Origin of the sequence: Pseudomonas sp. 273 (genome assembly GCF_029201425.1) — a bacterium.
In the GTDB taxonomy this organism is placed as follows: Bacteria; Pseudomonadota; Gammaproteobacteria; order Pseudomonadales; family Pseudomonadaceae; genus Pseudomonas; species Pseudomonas delhiensis.
The window spans coordinates 4,121,161-4,137,898 of sequence record NZ_CP116775.1 but is presented as its reverse complement, the minus strand read 5'-3'; the positions used below and the strand labels follow the sequence as shown (position 1 = coordinate 4,137,898).

The 16,738-nt window shown below is 68.1% G+C and carries 15 protein-coding genes; all 15 read left to right on the top strand.

What is annotated here, in order from left to right:
- Window positions 1-6: 6 nt before the first annotated feature.
- The gene (locus PKO50_RS18810) at window positions 7-1,377 is read left to right on the top strand and encodes a DUF1329 domain-containing protein (RefSeq protein WP_275626915.1); all 1,371 of its coding nucleotides are present in this window, start codon (window positions 7-9) and stop codon (window positions 1,375-1,377) included.
- Window positions 1,378-1,458: 81 nt separating this feature from the next.
- Entirely contained in the window at window positions 1,459-3,321 is a 1,863-nt protein-coding gene (locus PKO50_RS18805; protein WP_275626914.1) for an NAD(P)/FAD-dependent oxidoreductase, read from the top strand.
- 26 nt (window positions 3,322-3,347) lie between these two features.
- Entirely contained in the window at window positions 3,348-4,280 is a 933-nt protein-coding gene (locus PKO50_RS18800; protein ID WP_109935885.1) for a VOC family protein, read from the top strand.
- Between the two features lie 10 nt (window positions 4,281-4,290).
- A complete protein-coding gene (locus tag PKO50_RS18795) occupies window positions 4,291-4,674 on the top strand; it encodes a Rieske 2Fe-2S domain-containing protein (RefSeq protein WP_109935886.1) in 384 nt (127 codons plus the stop codon).
- Between the two features lie 22 nt (window positions 4,675-4,696).
- Window positions 4,697-5,860, top strand: a complete 1,164-nt coding sequence (locus PKO50_RS18790) for a prolyl oligopeptidase family serine peptidase (protein ID WP_275626913.1) — start codon at window positions 4,697-4,699, stop codon at window positions 5,858-5,860.
- A 34-nt stretch (window positions 5,861-5,894) separates the two neighbouring features.
- On the top strand, window positions 5,895-7,028 hold the full coding sequence (locus tag PKO50_RS18785) for an FAD-dependent oxidoreductase (protein WP_275626912.1): 1,134 nt from the start codon (window positions 5,895-5,897) through the stop codon (window positions 7,026-7,028).
- A gap of 228 nt (window positions 7,029-7,256) precedes the next feature.
- Window positions 7,257-8,000, top strand: coding sequence for an SDR family oxidoreductase (locus tag PKO50_RS18780; protein WP_275626911.1), 744 nt, complete (start codon window positions 7,257-7,259; stop codon window positions 7,998-8,000).
- Window positions 8,001-8,048: 48 nt separating this feature from the next.
- Window positions 8,049-9,167 carry a YCF48-related protein gene (locus tag PKO50_RS18775; protein WP_109935890.1) on the top strand — a complete coding sequence of 373 codons (1,119 nt, stop codon included), beginning with the start codon at window positions 8,049-8,051 and terminating at the stop codon, window positions 9,165-9,167.
- A gap of 15 nt (window positions 9,168-9,182) precedes the next feature.
- A complete protein-coding gene (locus PKO50_RS18770) occupies window positions 9,183-11,585 on the top strand; it encodes an MMPL family transporter (RefSeq protein ID WP_275626910.1) in 2,403 nt (800 codons plus the stop codon).
- A gap of 64 nt (window positions 11,586-11,649) precedes the next feature.
- On the top strand, window positions 11,650-12,198 hold the full coding sequence (locus PKO50_RS18765) for a carboxymuconolactone decarboxylase family protein (protein WP_109935892.1): 549 nt from the start codon (window positions 11,650-11,652) through the stop codon (window positions 12,196-12,198).
- 55 nt (window positions 12,199-12,253) lie between these two features.
- Window positions 12,254-13,537 carry a histidinol dehydrogenase gene (gene hisD / locus PKO50_RS18760; RefSeq protein WP_109935893.1) on the top strand — a complete coding sequence of 428 codons (1,284 nt, stop codon included), beginning with the start codon at window positions 12,254-12,256 and terminating at the stop codon, window positions 13,535-13,537.
- 3 nt (window positions 13,538-13,540) lie between these two features.
- Complete coding sequence (locus PKO50_RS18755; protein ID WP_177412108.1) at window positions 13,541-14,296, top strand: SDR family oxidoreductase; 756 nt, start codon at window positions 13,541-13,543, stop codon at window positions 14,294-14,296.
- Window positions 14,297-14,313: 17 nt separating this feature from the next.
- The gene (locus tag PKO50_RS18750) at window positions 14,314-14,772 is read left to right on the top strand and encodes a VOC family protein (protein ID WP_245323041.1); all 459 of its coding nucleotides are present in this window, start codon (window positions 14,314-14,316) and stop codon (window positions 14,770-14,772) included.
- Window positions 14,769-15,755 carry a fumarylacetoacetate hydrolase family protein gene (locus PKO50_RS18745; RefSeq protein WP_109935894.1) on the top strand — a complete coding sequence of 329 codons (987 nt, stop codon included), beginning with the start codon at window positions 14,769-14,771 and terminating at the stop codon, window positions 15,753-15,755. The genes PKO50_RS18750 and PKO50_RS18745 overlap by 4 nt, the downstream gene beginning before the upstream one ends.
- Window positions 15,752-16,714, top strand: coding sequence for an NAD-dependent epimerase/dehydratase family protein (locus PKO50_RS18740; RefSeq protein ID WP_109935895.1), 963 nt, complete (start codon window positions 15,752-15,754; stop codon window positions 16,712-16,714). Before PKO50_RS18745 ends, PKO50_RS18740 begins: the two co-directional genes overlap by 4 nt.
- Window positions 16,715-16,738 lie beyond the last annotated feature (24 nt).

Below are 16,738 nucleotides of genomic sequence, written 5' to 3'. Positions count from 1 at the left end.
ACTGACATGAACGCCCACTCCCTGCTGCTGCGCACGGCCATCCTAGGCGCACTGCTGACCTTCGGTTCCCTGGCGCTGGCTGCCGTCTCGCCCCAGGAGGCCGAGCGCCTGAACAAGGACCTGACTCCCCTGGGAGGAGAGAAGGCCGGCAATGCCGACGGCAGCATCCCGGCCTGGACCGGCGGCTACACCCAGCCGATTCCCGGTTTCGTCAACGGCGGCCGCCGCCCCGATCCCTTCGCCAGCGAGAAACCGCTGCTGAGCATCAATGCGGGCAACATGAGCCAGTACGCCGACAAGCTCTCCGAAGGCGTCAAGGCGATGATGCAGAAGTACCCGGACAGCTTCCGCATCGACGTCTACCCGAGCCACCGCACCGCCGCGGCCCCTCAGTGGGTGTATGACAACACCCTGAAGAACGCCAGCAGCGCCAGGCTCGACAACGGCAAGCTGGAAGGTGCCTATGGCGGCATTCCCTTCCCGATCCCGCAAAGTGCCGAGGAGATCATGTGGAACCACTTGCTGCGCTGGCGTGGTTCGTCCTGGCACGTCGACGTGCGCGGCGTGCAGACCACCGCCAACGGCAACCACGTGCCCAGCGTGCTGGCCTCGGGGTCGTTCGAGATGCCGTACTACCTCAAGGAAGGCTCGCCGGAACAGCTGAAGAGCCGCTACGGCAACAACTACTGGATGATCCGCATGCTCAACTACGGACCGCCGATCCGCGCCGGCGAGGCCATCACCGGGCACGAGAACCTTGACCCGGACAGCACCCAGTCGTGGGTCTACCTGACCGGCCAGCGCCGCGTGCGCAAGCTGCCCAACGCCTGCTGCGACACACCGACGCCGGCCAGCGCGGGCATCTCCATGTTCGACCAGACCGACGTCTTCACCGGCCGCCTGGACCGCTTCAACTGGAAGATCGTCGGCAAGAAGGAGATGTACATCCCCTACAACACCAACCGCCTGTTGCAGCGCACTTCCAAGGAAGTGCTGCTGGACCACCACATCAACCCGCAGGACATGCGCTTCGAACTGCACCGCGTCTGGGTGGTCGAGGCCACGGTCGCCCCCGGCAAGCGCCACCTGGCGCCCAAGCGGCGCTACTACGTCGACGAGGACACCTGGATCGCCGTGCTGGCCGACCACTGGGACGCCAATGGCCAGCTCTGGCAGATGGGCTTCGCCGATCCGATAGTGATGCCCGACATTCCCGCCACCGCATCGCCGCAGAGCTTCGGGTTCTACGACCTGATCTCCGGCAGCTGGTACTTCGACGGCATGCTCAACGACTCCAAGGAGCAGTACAAGATCGTGCCGACCTATCCGGAAACCACCTTCACCCCGGAAGCGATGGCCGGCGAAGGGGTTCGTTGAGTACCTGAAGTCCCGCCCCCGCGAGGGGGCCGGGAACGGTCGCCAGCGGCCGTTCCCTCCCGATTCAGCAAGGAGTTGAAGATGAGCAATACCCCCTACGACATCGTCGCCATGGGCGCCGGGCACAACGGCCTGGTGGCTGCGGCCTACCTGGCCAAGGCGGGCAAGAAGGTCCTGGTGCTGGAGCGCAAGGGCTATCCCGGCGGCGGCGTCACCACGCGCCAGCTCAATACCCCCGGCTATTGGCACGACGAGCATTCCAGCGTGCACATCATGATCCAGGGCAACCCGATGCTGCGCCAGGATGAACTGGGCCTGCTCAGCCAGCACGGGCTGAAGTACCACTACTCGCCGGTGCCGCACGCCACCATCTTCCCGGACCAGTCGGCGCTGTTCACCTACAGGGACGTCGACAAGACCTGCGAATGCTTCGCCAAGGTCTCGCCGAAGGATGCCGAGACCTATCGCAACTTCGTCAAGCTCAGCCAGAACATCCTGCAGATGTTCATGCCCGGCCTGTACGCGCCGCCGCCCCCGTTGGGCGAACTGGTGGCGATGCTCGACCGCAGCGATGAAGGCCGCTTGATGCTGGACTACATGAATCGCGACTGCCTGGACCTGGTCAACCAGCTCTACGAGAGCGACAAGATCAAGATCCACCTGCTGCGCCTGGTCAGCGAGAACCTGCAGGCGCCCAACGAACTGGGCACCGGCATGGGCGTGCTGCTGATGCCCGGGATCATCCATACCTACGGCGTTTCGCAACCCATCGGCGGCAGCGGCAAGCTGACCGAGTCGCTGGTGCGCTGCATCGAGTCCCACGGCGGCGAGGTGCGCTGCAACGCCGAGGTGGCGCAGATCCTCACCAGCGGCGGGCGCGCCAGCGGCGTGCGCCTGAGCAGCGGCGAGACCATCCAGGCCCGTGACGCGGTGATCGGCGCCATCCACCCCCACGTCGTGCGCAAGTTCGTCGAGGGTGTGCCCGAGCCGGTGCTGGCGCGGGCGGAACGCGCGACCCTGGCGCCGTTCTCGATCATGGTCAGCCACTACGACCTGAAGGAGAACTGCAAGTACCACGCGGGCGAGGAGGTGGGGTACGCCACCATGCTGGAGTTCATGGCCACTGACTCCCTGGACGAGATGCTGGCCGATTTCGACGAGCTCAAGCGCGGCTACATCAGCCAGCGCCGCCTGTGCGCCGGCGGTGACGAAAGCATCGGCGACAAGACCCGCGTCCCCGCCGGGGCCGGCATGTTCCATGGCATCACCTTCGCGCCCTACAAGGTCAACGACCCGCGCTGGAAGGACCGCCATTGGGACGACTTCAAGGAAGAGATCGGCGACCTGTCGCTGGAGCACTACCGCAAGTTCGTGACCAACCTGACCGGCGACAACATCATCGCCCGCAGCATCGTCAGCCCGGTCGACCTGGAGCGCTCCAGCCCCAACAGCATGATGCGCGGCGACCTGCATGGCGTGGCGCCCTACTTCTACCAGAGCGCCGGCCACCGTCCGACGCCGGACCTCGGCCAGTTCACCGTGCCCGGCGTGGAGCGGCTGTACCTCGCCGGTCCGTTCCAGCATCCCGGCGGCGGTGTCTACGGCGCCGGCCGGGCCACCGCGATCAAGATGTTCGAGCAACTGGGCATGGACTTCGGTGCGGTCTCCTCCGGCGTGCGCGAGGACCTGCCGCCACCGGTCGGCCAGGCCGCAGCCGCCCGCGAGGGCATGGTGCTGCGCGGGCCGGCGGACGAGGAACTGATGCACGTCGAGTCGATCCGCCGGGTCGGCGACGAGCTGGTGATCAAGGGCAAGAGCTTCGGCACCTTGCCCATGGAGGCACGGCTGGACGGCGCCGCCACGCGGGCCGGCCTGAAGATGCTGAGCCTCAAGGACATGGCGTTTCTCGCCAGCCTGCCGTTCCGCAAAGCCAAGCAGTCCTGAGCGATCCGGGACAGGAGCAAAGCACCATGAATATCGTCGGTCTTGAATACCTGGTCTTCGGCGTCGAAGACCTCCAGGGCGCCCACCAGTACCTGGTTGACTACGGCCTGCGCGTGCAGGACTACGACCCGGCGGGCGGCGGCGTCTACGTTGCCCTCGACGGCACCGGCCTCATCGTGCGGCGCAGCGATGCGCCCGGCCTGCCGGCGCTGCCGCCGGGGGCGGTTTCGCCTTCACTGCGCGAGACCGTCTATGGCGTGGCCGACGAGGCCACGCTGGCGGCGATCCGCGACGAGCTCGGGCGTGACCGGGAGCTGCGCATCGACGCCGATGGCAGCCTGCACTGCCTGGACGACGGCGGCTTCGGCGTGGCTTTCATGGTCACCCGCCGGCAACCGATCCAGGCGCGCTACCTGGGCTTCAACGTACCGGGCCAGGCGCCGGGGCGGGCCCCCAACGACTGCGCCGCGGACCCCGATGCCCATATCGAACCGCGCTCGCTGTCGCACGTGGTGTATTTCGTCTCCGACGTGGACAAGGCCGAGGCCTTCTACCGGCGCCTGGGCTTCGTGGTCACCGACCGCTTCAACCACCTCGGCCCGTTCATGCGCCCGGCCGGCACCCTGGATCACCACACGCTGTTCATGATCCAGAGCCAGAACGAGCACATGGTCGGCTGCAACCACTTCACCTTCCACCTGGGCTCGGCCGGCGAGGTCCTGCAGCAGGGCTGGCGCTTCGTCAAGAAGGGCTATCGCAGCTTCTGGGGGCCGGGACGGCACATCATGGGCAGCAACTACTTCTGGTACTTCAACAGCCCCTTTGGCGCCGTGATGGAAATGGACGCCGACATGGACCAGCACGACGAACTGTGGGCGGCACGGGCGATGGACCCCGGCTCGGACAACTCGCAGATCTTCCTCTTCGACGCCATCGACAAATGGGCGCCGGGTGAGTGAGGAAGCGGCCATGCCGGATGAACAACTGCTCTGCCTGCTCCGGGACATTCCCGACGGCGGCGCCCGGGGCCTGTTGCGCGAGGGGCGGGACGACCGGGTATTCGCGGTGCGCCAGGGCGAGGAGGTGTTCGTCTGGCTCAACGACTGCCCGCACAACCATCGCCCGCTGGACTACCGGCAGGACATGTTTCTCTCCGGCGATGGCCAGCACATCGTCTGCTTCGCCCATTCCGCGCACTTCGACATCCGCGCCGGACACTGCTTCGCCGGACCCTGCGTCGGCCAGCGCCTGACGCCGGTGCCGGCGCGCGTGGCGGCCGACGGCGGCGTGTGGATTCCCCGGCAACTCCCGGCCGCGTCGGCGCCGCAGCGGCGCGTGGCCAGGCAATCCTGATTTCAAGCTAAAGGTCGAACCCATGTTTCAGTACTTTCCCACCAACTATGTCTGGAGCCTCTCGACGATGATCGCCCTGACCCACGGCGGCAACATCGGGGAGGTGGATGCGATGTGCGCTCCCCTGCTGGAAGTCGCCAGGGCAGGGGACGACCCCGGCACCGAGGCTTTTTTCCAGGCCTGGAAGGGCGGCGGCGACAAGCTGGTCGAACTGGCCGACGCGGACCTGGCGCGTGGGCGCAAGCGTTCCGCGGGTGACAAGCTGGGGCGCGCCGCCCTGTACTACACCATCGCCGAGCGCATGCAGGCGCACGGCTATGAGCACCGTTTGGCGTTGTACAAGCGTTCGCTGGAACTCTTCGAGCAGAGCCGCCAGCTGCGCCACGAGAACTGCCAGCGGGTCGAGATTCCCTATGGCGAGGCCTGCATCAGCGGCCTCTACGTTCGCGCCGAGGGCCTCGCCCCCGGGGCCCGTGCGCCCATCGTGGTGATCATGAACGGCCTCGACAGCACCAAGGAGATGCTGCAGAAGAGCGTCATGGGCAGCCAGTTCGCCGAGCGCGGCCTGTCGGCACTGTTCATCGACCAGCCGGGGACCGGCGAGGCCTTGCGCCTGCATGGCATGCCGGCGGTGCATGACACCGAGGTGTGGGCGAGCCGGGTGGTCGACTGGCTGGAGACACACCCCGAGGTGGACCCTCGTCGCATCGGCGCGCTCGGGGTTTCCCTGGGCGGCTACTACTGCCCGCGCGCCGTGGCCTTCGAGCCGCGCTTCGCCTGCGGCGCGGTCTGGGGCGCCAACCACGACTGGCGGGCCGTGCAACAGGCACGCCTGAAGCGCGAGGGCGAAAACCCCGTGCCGCACTACTGGAAGCACGTGCAATGGGTGTTCGGCGCCCGCGACCTCGACGACTTCTTCGCCAAGGCCGAGCACATGCACCTGGACGGGGTGCTCGAGCGCATCCGCGTGCCCTTCCTCGTCACCCACGGCGAGAACGACCGCCAGATCCCCCTGCGCTATGCCCATCTCACCTTCGAGCAACTGGTCAACAGCCCGGACAAGGAGCTGATCGTCTTCACCGACCGCGAAGGCGGCGTCGAACACAGCTCGCTGGACAACCCCGGCAATGCCGGAGCCCTGATCGCCGACTGGCTGGCGGAACGACTGGGCGGAACCACCGAATGAGCCTACAGGCACAGATGCATCCAGGAGAAAGACCATGGCATTGATTCAGCGTGCGCTCGTTGTCGGTGGGGGGATCGGCGGCATGTGCGCCGCCATCGAACTGAGCAAGCAGGGCATCGCCGTCGAGCTGGTGGAGATCAACCCGAACTGGGCGCCTGACGGCGCCGGCATCACCATCAGTGGGCCGACGCTGCGTGCCCTGCGGCAGATCGGCGTGGTCGACGAGGTGTTGCACGAAGGTGGCTCCTGGCGGGCCATCGACATCTGTGACGCCAACGGCAACGTCACCCGCACGGTGCCGATAGCCGCCATTCCAGGCGCCGAGGGCCTGCCGGGGGCGGCCGGCATTCTGCGGCCGGTGCTGGCCCGCATCCTGGCCCGGGCGACCGAGCGGGCAGGGGTGCGCGTACGCCTGGGACAGAGCTTCCGGGACATGCGCCAGGACGAGGCAGGGGTGGACGTGCTGTTCAGCGACGGCACTGGCGAACGCTACGACCTGGTGATAGGCGCCGACGGGGTCAACTCGGCAGTGCGCAAGCTCGTATTGCCTGATTTCCCCGGCCCACGCTTCACCGGGCAGGGTTCGTGGCGTGCCGTGGTGCCGCGGCAGAGGGAGAACTCCACGGTCTACATGGGGCGTACCACCAAGGCCGGGGTGAACCCCATCAGCGACAGCGAATGCTACCTGTTCGTCCTCGACAAGCGCGAAGGCATGGACTTCATTCCGCCGGAGGAGTGGCCGGGCAAGCTGGCCGAGTTATTGGGGGAGTTCGGCGGCCAGGTCGCCGAGATCCGCGAGGGCATCCTCGATGGCTCGCTGCGCAACCACCGCCTGCTGTACCGGCCGCTGGCCGGGCACATGATAGGGGCGCCCTGGCACAAGGGGCGCATCGTATTGCTGGGCGACACCGTGCATGCCACCACGCCGCACCTGGCGTCCGGCGCGGGCATCGCCATCGAGGGCGCCATCGTCCTGGCCGAGGAGCTGGGCCGGCGGCACTCGCTGGAAGGCGCGCTGACGGCCTACGCCGGGCGCCACTTCGACCGCGCCAGCCTGGTAGTGCGCGCCTCCGGGCGGCTGGGGCAGATCGAGCAGGAAGGCGGCTCTCTGGAAGAGCACACCCGGGTGATGATCACGGCCCAAGAGGCCCTGCGCGCACCCATCTGAGAGGCCCCGTCAGCTCCGAATGCCCGTGTCCGCCCATCCCTTGCCAGGGAGGTGGTAGGCACGGGCATTCGCTTTTTGGCGGGGAGCGTTGACTCATTTGTTCCATGGATACCTTGGATTCCGATAAACGATTTCCCGAATGGATAGGCGGGCGATAAGGTCGTTGCCATAGAGCCGGGCGGCCAAGCGGGCGCCCCGATAACAAGAACAACAACGAGGAAACTCATCGTGCAGAGTACTCATCACGGCCGCGTCGCGGTCATCACCGGCGCCGCTGGCGCCCTGGGCCACCACTTCGCCTGCCGCCTGGCCCGCCAGGGATGCCACCTGGCCCTGGCCGACCTGAGCCTCCCCGAGGAAACCATCGCCGCGGTGCGCGAACTGGGCGCCGAGGTCCATGCCGAGGCCTTCGACCTGGCCGACGCCGAGGCCCTGCGACGCTTCGCGGGCAAGGTGCTGGAGCGCTTCGGGCGCTGCGACATCCTGGTCAACAATGCCGCCTACATGCCGCTGGTTCCTTTCGCCGAACTGACCCTGGAATGCTTCCGGCGCTTCGAGGCGGTGAACGTCGAGGCCTCGCTGCTGCTGGCCCAGTGCTTCGCCCCGGACATGGCCAGCCGTGGATACGGCCGTATCGTGCAGATCGCCTCCAGCACCGTGGGCAATCCGATGCCCAACTTCGCCGCCTACATCACCACCAAGATGGCCGGTATCGGCCTGGTCCGCGCCCTGGCCGCCGAGCTCGGCCCGCAGGGCATCACCGTCAATGCGATTTCCCCAGGTCTTACGCGCACCGCGGCGTCGGAGAAGAACCTGCCGCCGGCGCTGTTCGCCGCGGTGTGCGAACAACAGTTGATCAAGCGCAACGGCGTACCGGAAGACTTGTGCGGGCTGCTCGCCTTCATCACCTCGGAGGAGGCGGATTTCATCACCGGCCAGGTGCTCAACGCCGACGGCGGCACGGTGTTCTGATCACGCCGCACCGCCGCCACCGCCATAACAATTACAAGAGTCAGCGTCATGCAGATTGCCTTGCCCAGCGGCTCGCGCCGCCGCGTTGCCACGCGTCCATGGTGTTCATCGATCCTTGCCGTTTCCCTGGTTCTGGTCAGCGGTGCGTTCGGTGCCGGTGCGCCGGCTGCCCTGCCGCTGGCCGATGCCGATAGCCGCCCTGCGCTGCACGCGGAGTCTTTCGAACAGGCGGCCATCCTCGCCCTGCAGGACACCGGCAGGCGCCTGGTGGCGGTGGGCGAGCGCGGCCTGATCCTGCTGTCCGAGGATGGCGGCAGGCATTGGCGCCAGGCACGCGTGCCGGTCAGCGTGACCCTCACCGCAGTGCGCTTCCCCACGCCCGAGCAGGGCTGGGCCGTGGGGCATTTCGGCACCGTGCTGCACAGCGACGACGGCGGCCTGAGCTGGAGTGTCCAGCTGCGCGGCGGCCAGGCAGCCCAGCTCGTGCTGGACGAGGCCCAGGCGCGCGATGGGGCCGATAGCCAGTCCAGTGCCGTGGGCAACGCCCAGCGCCTGGTCGAGGACGGTCCGGACAAGCCCTTCCTCGACCTGCACTTCGCCGACGAGAAGCACGGCTTCATCATCGGCGCCTACAACCTGATCCTGCGGACCGAGGATGGCGGCCGCAGCTGGCAGTCGCTTTCCACCTGCCTCGACAACCCGGGCTCACGGCATCTGTATGCGATCGCCGGGGCGGGGGCCTACCTCTATATCGTCGGCGAGGAGGGCAGGGTGTTCCGCTCCGCCGATCATGGCGCCAGCTTCACCCGCCTGAACACGCCCTACCAGGGCAGCTACTTCACCGTCAGCGCCCACGGCGACAGCCTGGTGGTCGCCGGCCTGCGCGGCAATGCCTTCCGTTCCGACGACCACGGCCAGAGCTGGAGCCGGCTGGCGCTGCCCCAGCCGGTGTCGGTGGTGGCCAGCCAGCTGCAGCGCGACGGTAGTGTGCTGCTCCTCGACCAGGCCGGCCAGCTATGGCAGGGCGGCTCGTCCGGCACGCGCCTGGAGCCGCTGGCGCGCACGGCGCTGCCGGCACCCACGGCAATGCTCCGCAACGCCGCCGGCGAGCTGCTGGTCAGCAGCCTGCAAGGTATCGCCCAGCCGGCCATGCCGGCGCAGCACTGAAGAGCCGAGGTCGTCATGCAACAGCCCGCATCCAGCAGCTTCCCCATCGTCGCCAGCCTGGCCGATTTCGATCGGCAGTCCGGCAGCCTGGTCGAGCGCCTCCTGTTCAACCATCGCCTCGCGGTCATCGCGCTGTGCCTGCTGGCAACCCTGCTGCTGGGGTGGAAAGCCCTGGGGCTGCAGCTCAATGCCAGCTTCGAGAAGACCATCCCGGCCAACCATCCGTACATCGCCAACTACCTGCGCCACCAGGACGACCTGCGCGGGCTGGGCAACGCCATACGCATCGGCGTGGTCAGCCGTTCCGGAAGCATCTATGGCGCGGCTTACCTGGAGGCCCTGCGCAAGCTCAACGACGAGGTGTTCCTGATTCCTGGCGTGGACCGTGCCGGCATGAAGTCGCTGTGGACGCCGAACACCCGCTGGACCGGCGTGACCGAGGAGGGCATGGAGGGTGGCCCGGTGATCCCCGACGGCTACGATGGCTCGCCGGCCAGTCTGCGCCAGCTGCGTGCCAACGTCGACCGCTCCGGCGAAATCGGCCAGCTGGTGGCCGCGGACGGCAGCGCCAGCGTGATCTACGTGCCTCTGCTCAGCCGCCTGCCCGACGGCAGCAAGCTGGACTATGCGCAGTTGTCCGCACGCCTGGAGGACCTGCGCACGCATTACCAGCAGGGCGATATCGAGCTGCACATCACCGGCTTCGCCAAGATCGTCGGGGACCTCATCGACGGCCTGCGCGAGGTGCTGACCTTCTTCGCCATCGCCGTGGTCATCGTGACCGCCATGGTGTTCTGGTACACCCGCTGCGTGCGCAGTACCGCCCTGGTCGTCGCCAGCTCGCTGATCGCGGTGATCTGGCAACTGGGGCTGATCAGGACCCTGGGCTACGACCTGGACCCGTACTCGATGCTGGTGCCTTTCCTGGTCTTCGCCATCGGCATGAGCCACGGCGCGCAGAAGATGAACGGCATCATGCAGGACATCGGCCGCGGTACCCACAAGTACGTCGCCGCACGCTTCACCTTCCGCCGCCTGTTCCTCGCCGGGCTCACCGCCTTGCTGGCCGACGCGGTGGGCTTCGCCGTGCTCCTGGTGATCGACATCCGGGTGATCCAGGAACTGGCCGTCGCCGCCAGCCTGGGTGTGGCCGTGCTGATCTTCACCAACCTGATCCTGTTGCCGATCCTGCTCTCGTTCAGCGGCGTCAGCGCTGGTGCCGCCGCGCGCAGCCTGCGCGCCGAGCAGGCCGGCGCGCGCCATCCGCTGTGGCGCCTGCTCGACCGCTTCACCCGCCGCCGGGGCGCCGTGCTGGCGCTGGCCGTTGCCGTTCTGCTGGCCGGAGTGGGGGCGCTGGGCAGCCACCAGCTGAAGATCGGCGACCTCGACCCGGGGGCCCCGGAACTGCGTGACGATTCGCGCTACAACCGCGACGTGGTCTTCATGAACCAGCGTTTCGGCGCCAGCAGCGACCTCTTCGCCGTGATGGTGGAAACCGACGGCAACGGCAGCTGCGCCGGCTACGAGGTGCTCAAGCGGGTCGACGCGCTGGAGTGGCAGTTGCGCCAGCTGCCGGGCGTGGAGTCGACCAACTCGCTGGCGCGGCTGAACCGCCAGGTGCTCGTCGGCCTCAGCGAAGGCAACCCGAAATGGTTCGAGCTGATCAAGAACCAGTCGATGCTCAACTTCATCACCGCCGGGGCGCCGCGCGGCCTGTACAACGACGCCTGCGACCTGCTGACCCTCTACGTGTACCTGAAGGATCACAAGGCCGACACCTTGTCGCGCGTGGTCGGCGCGGTGGAGGCTTTCGCCGCCGCCAACGACGGGGACGGCATTCACTTCAGGCTGGCCGGGGGCAGCGCCGGCATAGACGCGGCAACCAATATCGTGGTCAAGCAGGCCTGGCGGCAGATGCTGTTCCTGGTCTACGGCGCGGTGATCCTGCTGTGCTTCGTCACCTTCCGTTCCTGGCGCGCCGTGCTGGTGGCGGTCCTGCCGCTGATGCTCACCTCCCTGCTGGCCGAGGCGTTGATGGTGGCCCTGGGCATGGGCGTGAAGGTCGCCACCTTGCCGGTGATCGCCCTGGGCGTGGGGATCGGCGTGGACTACGCGCTCTACATCCTCTCGGTGACCCTGGCGCGCATGCGTGCCGGCGACAGCCTCTCGGACGCCTACTACGCGGCGCTGACCTTCACCGGCAAGGTGGTCCTGCTGACCGGCCTGACCCTGGCGGTGGGCGTCGCCACCTGGGCCTTCTCGGCCATCAAGTTCCAGGCCGACATGGGCGTGCTGCTGGCCTTCATGTTCCTCTGGAACATGCTCGGCGCCATGGTCCTGCTGCCGGCGCTGGCCTGTTTTCTCCTGCCCAGGCCCCGGCCCGCACAGGCCGAGGCCCTGCAGCCGAGCACCGCCTGATCCAACTGAACGGCGGCCGCGCCGGCCGCCCATACCCCCTCCGACTGATCGCTGGAGATCGACTATGCCGGGCATTCCCTACAAGCCCTCGGACGCTGCCGGCCCGCCGGACGTATTGGCCCCCATCCTCGAACGCCGTGGCGGCACGCTGCTCAACATCGACCGCATGCTGCTGCACAGCGTGCCCTTCACCCAAGGCTGGGGCTCGCTGCTGGGCAAGGTGCGCAACGAGCTGGGGCTGCCGGAGAAGCTGCGCGAGCTGGCGCTGTGCGCGGTGTGCGGGCTGTGCGGCGCCGAATACGAGATGCACCACCACGGCCCGCTGTTCCTCAAGGCCGGCGGCACGCCCGCGCAGTTCAACGCCCTGCGCGACCTGAAGAGCGCCATCGGCCACGAGGCGCTGTTCAACCCGCTGGAGCGGGCCGTGCTGCGCCTGGCGCTGGACATGACCCGCCAGGGCCGCGCGCCGGCGGGGCTGCTGGCGCAGCTGCGCGGCGAACTGGGCGATACCCGCCTGGTGGAGCTGGTCGGCGTGGTCGCCACCTACAACATGGTCGCCCGCTTCGTCGTCACCCTCGGCGTCGAGGTGGAAAGCGTGGCGGCCTGGACCTGATGAGCAAGCAAGCCCTCGCCCTGGCGAGGGGCAACCGAAAACGGAGAAACCAGCAATGATCCAGTATCTGAAGAAAGGCAAACCGGCCGAGGTCAAGGCCGAGCTCAACACCCAGGTGCGTGGCACCGTCGAGCAGATCATCCGCGACATCGAGGCGCGCGGCGAGGCGGCGGTGCGCGAGTACTCCGAGAAGTTCGACAAGTGGAACCCGCCGTCGCTGCGTCTGAGCCAGGAAGAGATCCAGGCCTGCATCGACTCGTTGAGCCCGCAGGCGCTGGAGGACATCCGGTTCGCCCAGGCGCAGATCCGCCGCTTCGCCCAGGTGCAGCTGATGTCGCTGCGCGACGTCGAAGTGGAGACGTTGCCCGGCGTGGTGCTCGGCCACCGCAATATCCCGGTCAACTCGGTGGGCTGCTACATCCCCGGCGGCAAGTACCCGCTGCTGGCCTCGGCGCATATGAGCGTGCTGACCGCCAAGGTCGCCGGGGTCAAGCGCGTGATCGCCTGCGCGCCGCCGTTCGACGGCAAGCCCTCGGCCGAGATCATCGCCGCCATGGCCCTGGCTGGCGCCGACGAAATCTACGTGATGGGCGGCGTGCAGGGCGTTGCCGCCATGGCCCTGGGCACCGAGAGCATCGCGCCGGTGGACATGATCGTCGGCCCGGGCAACGCCTACGTCGCCGAGGCCAAGCGTCAACTCTACGGGCGCGTGGGGATCGACCTGTTCGCTGGGCCCACCGAGACCATGGTGATCTGCGACGACAGCGTGGATGCCGAACTGGTCGCCGTCGACCTGCTCGGCCAGGCCGAGCACGGACCGACTTCCCCGGCCTTCTGCCTGACCACCAGCCGCAAGATCGCCGAGGAGCTGCCGGCGGCCATCGAGAAGGTGCTCGAACGCCTGGACACCGCGGCGGTGGCCAGCGTCGCCTGGCGCGACTACGGAGAGATCATCCTCTGCGACAGCGACGAGGAAATGCTCCAGGAGTCCGAGCGCATCTGCTCCGAGCACGTGCAGGTGATGACCCGCGACCCCGACTGGTTCCTCCAGCGCATGACCCGCTACGGCGCGCTGTTCCTCGGCCACCGTACCAACGTGTCGTACGGCGACAAGGTCATCGGCACCAACCACACCCTGCCGACCATGGGCGCGGGCCGCTACACTGGTGGCCTGTGGGTGGGCAAGTTCATCAAGACGCACACCTACCAGCGCGTGCTGACCGACGAGGCCTCGGTGCTGATCGGCGAATACTGCTCGCGCCTGTGCGCCCTCGAACACTTCGCCGGGCACAAGGAGCAGGCGGACATCCGCGTGCGCCGCCTGAAGAAGACGGCCTGAGCCATGGGCGTATCCCTGCAGGGCCGGGTGGCCGTTGTCAGCGGTGGCGCCGGCGGCATAGGCGCGGCGATCTGCCGGACGCTGGCGGCGGCCGGGGCGAACCTGGTGGTGGGCTACAACAGCTCCCGCGAGCCCGCGCTGCGTCTGGTCGAGGAACTGGCGGAAACCGGCGGCGCGCATTGCGCGTTACCGGTCCCGGTGACCGACAGCGTGGCGCTTGCCGGGCTGGCGGCGGAAGTGGAACGGCGTTATGGCCGTTGCGACCTGCTGGTGAACTGCGCCGGCACCACGCGCTACGTCCCCCATGACGACCTCGATGGCCTCGACGACGAGCTGTTCGAGCGGATACTCGCCACCAATGTGCGCGGCCCCTTCGCCACGTTGCGGGCACTGCGTCCTTTGCTGCAGCGCAGCGACGCCGCGATAGTGGTGAACATCTCCTCCATCGCCGCGGTGAGCGCCATGGGCAGCAATGTCGCCTACTGCGCGTCCAAGGCGGCGCTGGACAACATGACCCGCTCGCTGGCCCGCGCGCTGGCGCCGGCGATCCGCGTGGTGTCGGTGTCGCCGGGGCTGGCCGACACCGAGTTCGTCCAGCGCATGGACCGCGCCTGGCGCGACGAGCAGGCCGAGCGCACGCCACTGCGGCGCCTGGCCGAACCACGGGAGGTGGCCGATGCCGTGCTGGCGGCGGCCACCCATCTGACCTTCACCACCGGCGCCGTCATCCCTGTGGATGGCGGTCGCCCCCTGAGCTGAGCGACAGGAGCGCAGCGATGAATTCGACCCTGCCGGAGATACGCCCGCATCACGTCGGCATCAGCGTGCCGGACATCGACGCCGCCATCGGCTGGTACCAGCGCATGCTCGGCTTCGAACTGGAGATGCGCGCCTTCATCGACATCATCCCGGCGGACGTGGCCTTCGTCCGCCGCGGCGACTTCCGCCTGGAGCTGTTCCAGGTCGAGGGCGCCGCGCCGCTGCCGGCCGAGCGCCGCGAACCCAACCAGGACGTGCGCACCCATGGCAACAAGCACCTGTGCCTGGCCGTGCGGGATGTCCCGGCGACGGTCGCCGGGCTGCGGGAGAAGGGCGCCGACATCGTCTTCGAGAAGGTGGTGCAGGGCACGCCCATGGCGTTCATCCGCGACAACTCGGGAAACCTGCTGGAGCTGATCCAGTGCCCCGAGCTGTGGGCGTCATCCACAAGCGATTGCAAGGAGAACACTCAATGAAACTGGCGACCCTGAGGGACGGCAGCCGCGATGGCCGGCTGCTGGTGGTGTCACGCGATCTCGCCCGTGCGTGCCTTGCCCAGGCCGCGCCCACGCTACAGGCGGCCATCGAGCGCTGGGATGAGCTGGAGCCCGCGCTGCAGGCCGAATACGCCGCGCTGAACGCCGGCACGGCGACGGATGCCTTCGTTTTCGAGCCGACGCAAGTCATGGCGCCGTTGCCGCGCGCCTACCAGTTCGTCGACGCTTCGGCCTTCCTCAACCACGGCGAGATCATGGAGCGCGCCTATGACCTCGACGTGAGGAAGGAAAGCGGCGTGCCCATCCTGGTCCAGCGCCAGGGCGACGACTTCCGCGGCCCCCGCGACGACTATCCCTTCCCGAGCGAGCAGGACAACTGCGACTTCGAAGGAGAAGTGGCTGTGCTGCTGGATGACGTGCCCATGGGCGTGACGGCGCAGGAGGCCCAGGCGCACATCAAGCTGTTCCTGCTGCTCAACGACGTGTCCATGCGCGCGCACCTGTTCCGCGAGCTGTCGATGGGCTTCGGCTTCATCAACGCCAAGCCCGCCACCGTGTTCGCCCCGGTGGCGGTGACGCCGGACGAGCTGGGCGAGGCCTGGCGCGACGGACGGGTGCACCTGGACCTGCAGGTGAGCCGCAACGGGGAATGGTTCGGCAACCCCAATGGCGCGGAGATGGACTTCTCCTTCGGCGAGCTGATCGCCCACCTGGCCTACAACCGGAACCTGCGCGCCGGCACCGTGCTGGCCTCGGGGACCTTCTCCAACCGTGGCTACCGCGAGGTCGGCTCGGCCTGCCTGGCCGAGCGCCGGGCGATCGAGAAGCTCGAACAGGGTGAGCCGCGCACCGGCTTCATGCGCTTCGGCGAGGTGCTGCGCTTCGAGATGCTCGGCCTCGACGGCCAGTCGCTGTTCGGCGCCATCGAGCAGCGCCTGGTGTCCACGGAGGGCAGGGCATGAACGTACTGGTAACCGGCGGCAACGGCTTCGTCGGCCGCGAGCTGGTCAAGCGCCTGTTGGCGGCTGCTTCGCCATTGCCGGAAGGGACCCCGCTGCGGCGCCTGAGCGTGGTGGACATGGGCGGCGAGCACCTGCCGGCCGACCCGCGGCTGCATCTGGTCAGTGGCAGCATCGCCGATCCGGCGGTGCTGGATGCCGCGCTGGAGGTGGCGCCGGACCTGGTGTTCCACCTGGCGAGCATTCCCGGCGGGGCCGCCGAGCGCAATTTCGAGCTGGGCCTGCAGGTCAACCTCCACGCGACCCTCGCGCTGTTCCAGCGGCTCGCCCAGCAGGGGAGGTGCCCGCGGGTGGTCTTCACCAGCACCATCGCGGTCTATGGCTCGCCGCTGCCCGCGCAGGTGGACGATGCCTCGCCGCTGCGCCCGGGGTTGTCCTACGGGGCGCACAAGCTGGTTGGCGAAATCCTCCTGGAGGACTACAGCCGCCGCGGCCTGCTGGATGGCCGCATCCTGCGCCTGCCCGGCATAGTCGCCAGGCCGCCGGAGCCCTCGGGGCTGCTGTCGGCTTTCATGAGCGACCTGTTCTGGAAGCTGGCCGCCGGCGAGCCCTTCCGTTGCCCGGTGTCCGCCGGCGCGGTGGCCTGGTGGATGTCGGTCGGCTGCTGCGCCGGGAACCTGTTGCATGCGGCCCGGCTGCTGCCCGAGCAGGTTGCTGCGCGACGCGCCTATACCCTGCCGGTGCTGCGCCTGAGCGTGGCGGAAGTGGTGGAGGGGCTGGCCGCACGCTTCGGAGAAGAACGCCGGGCGCTGGTCGACTACCGGCCCGACGCACAGCTGGAGGCCGCCTTCGGTTGTCTCCCGCCGCTGGATGCCCGCGCCGCGCAAGCGATCGGTTTCCGCCACGACGGCAGCGTGCAGTCGCTGGTGGACAACGCCATGGCCTGGCGCGAGCCGGCCTGAATTTTTCCTCGTACAACAACAAAG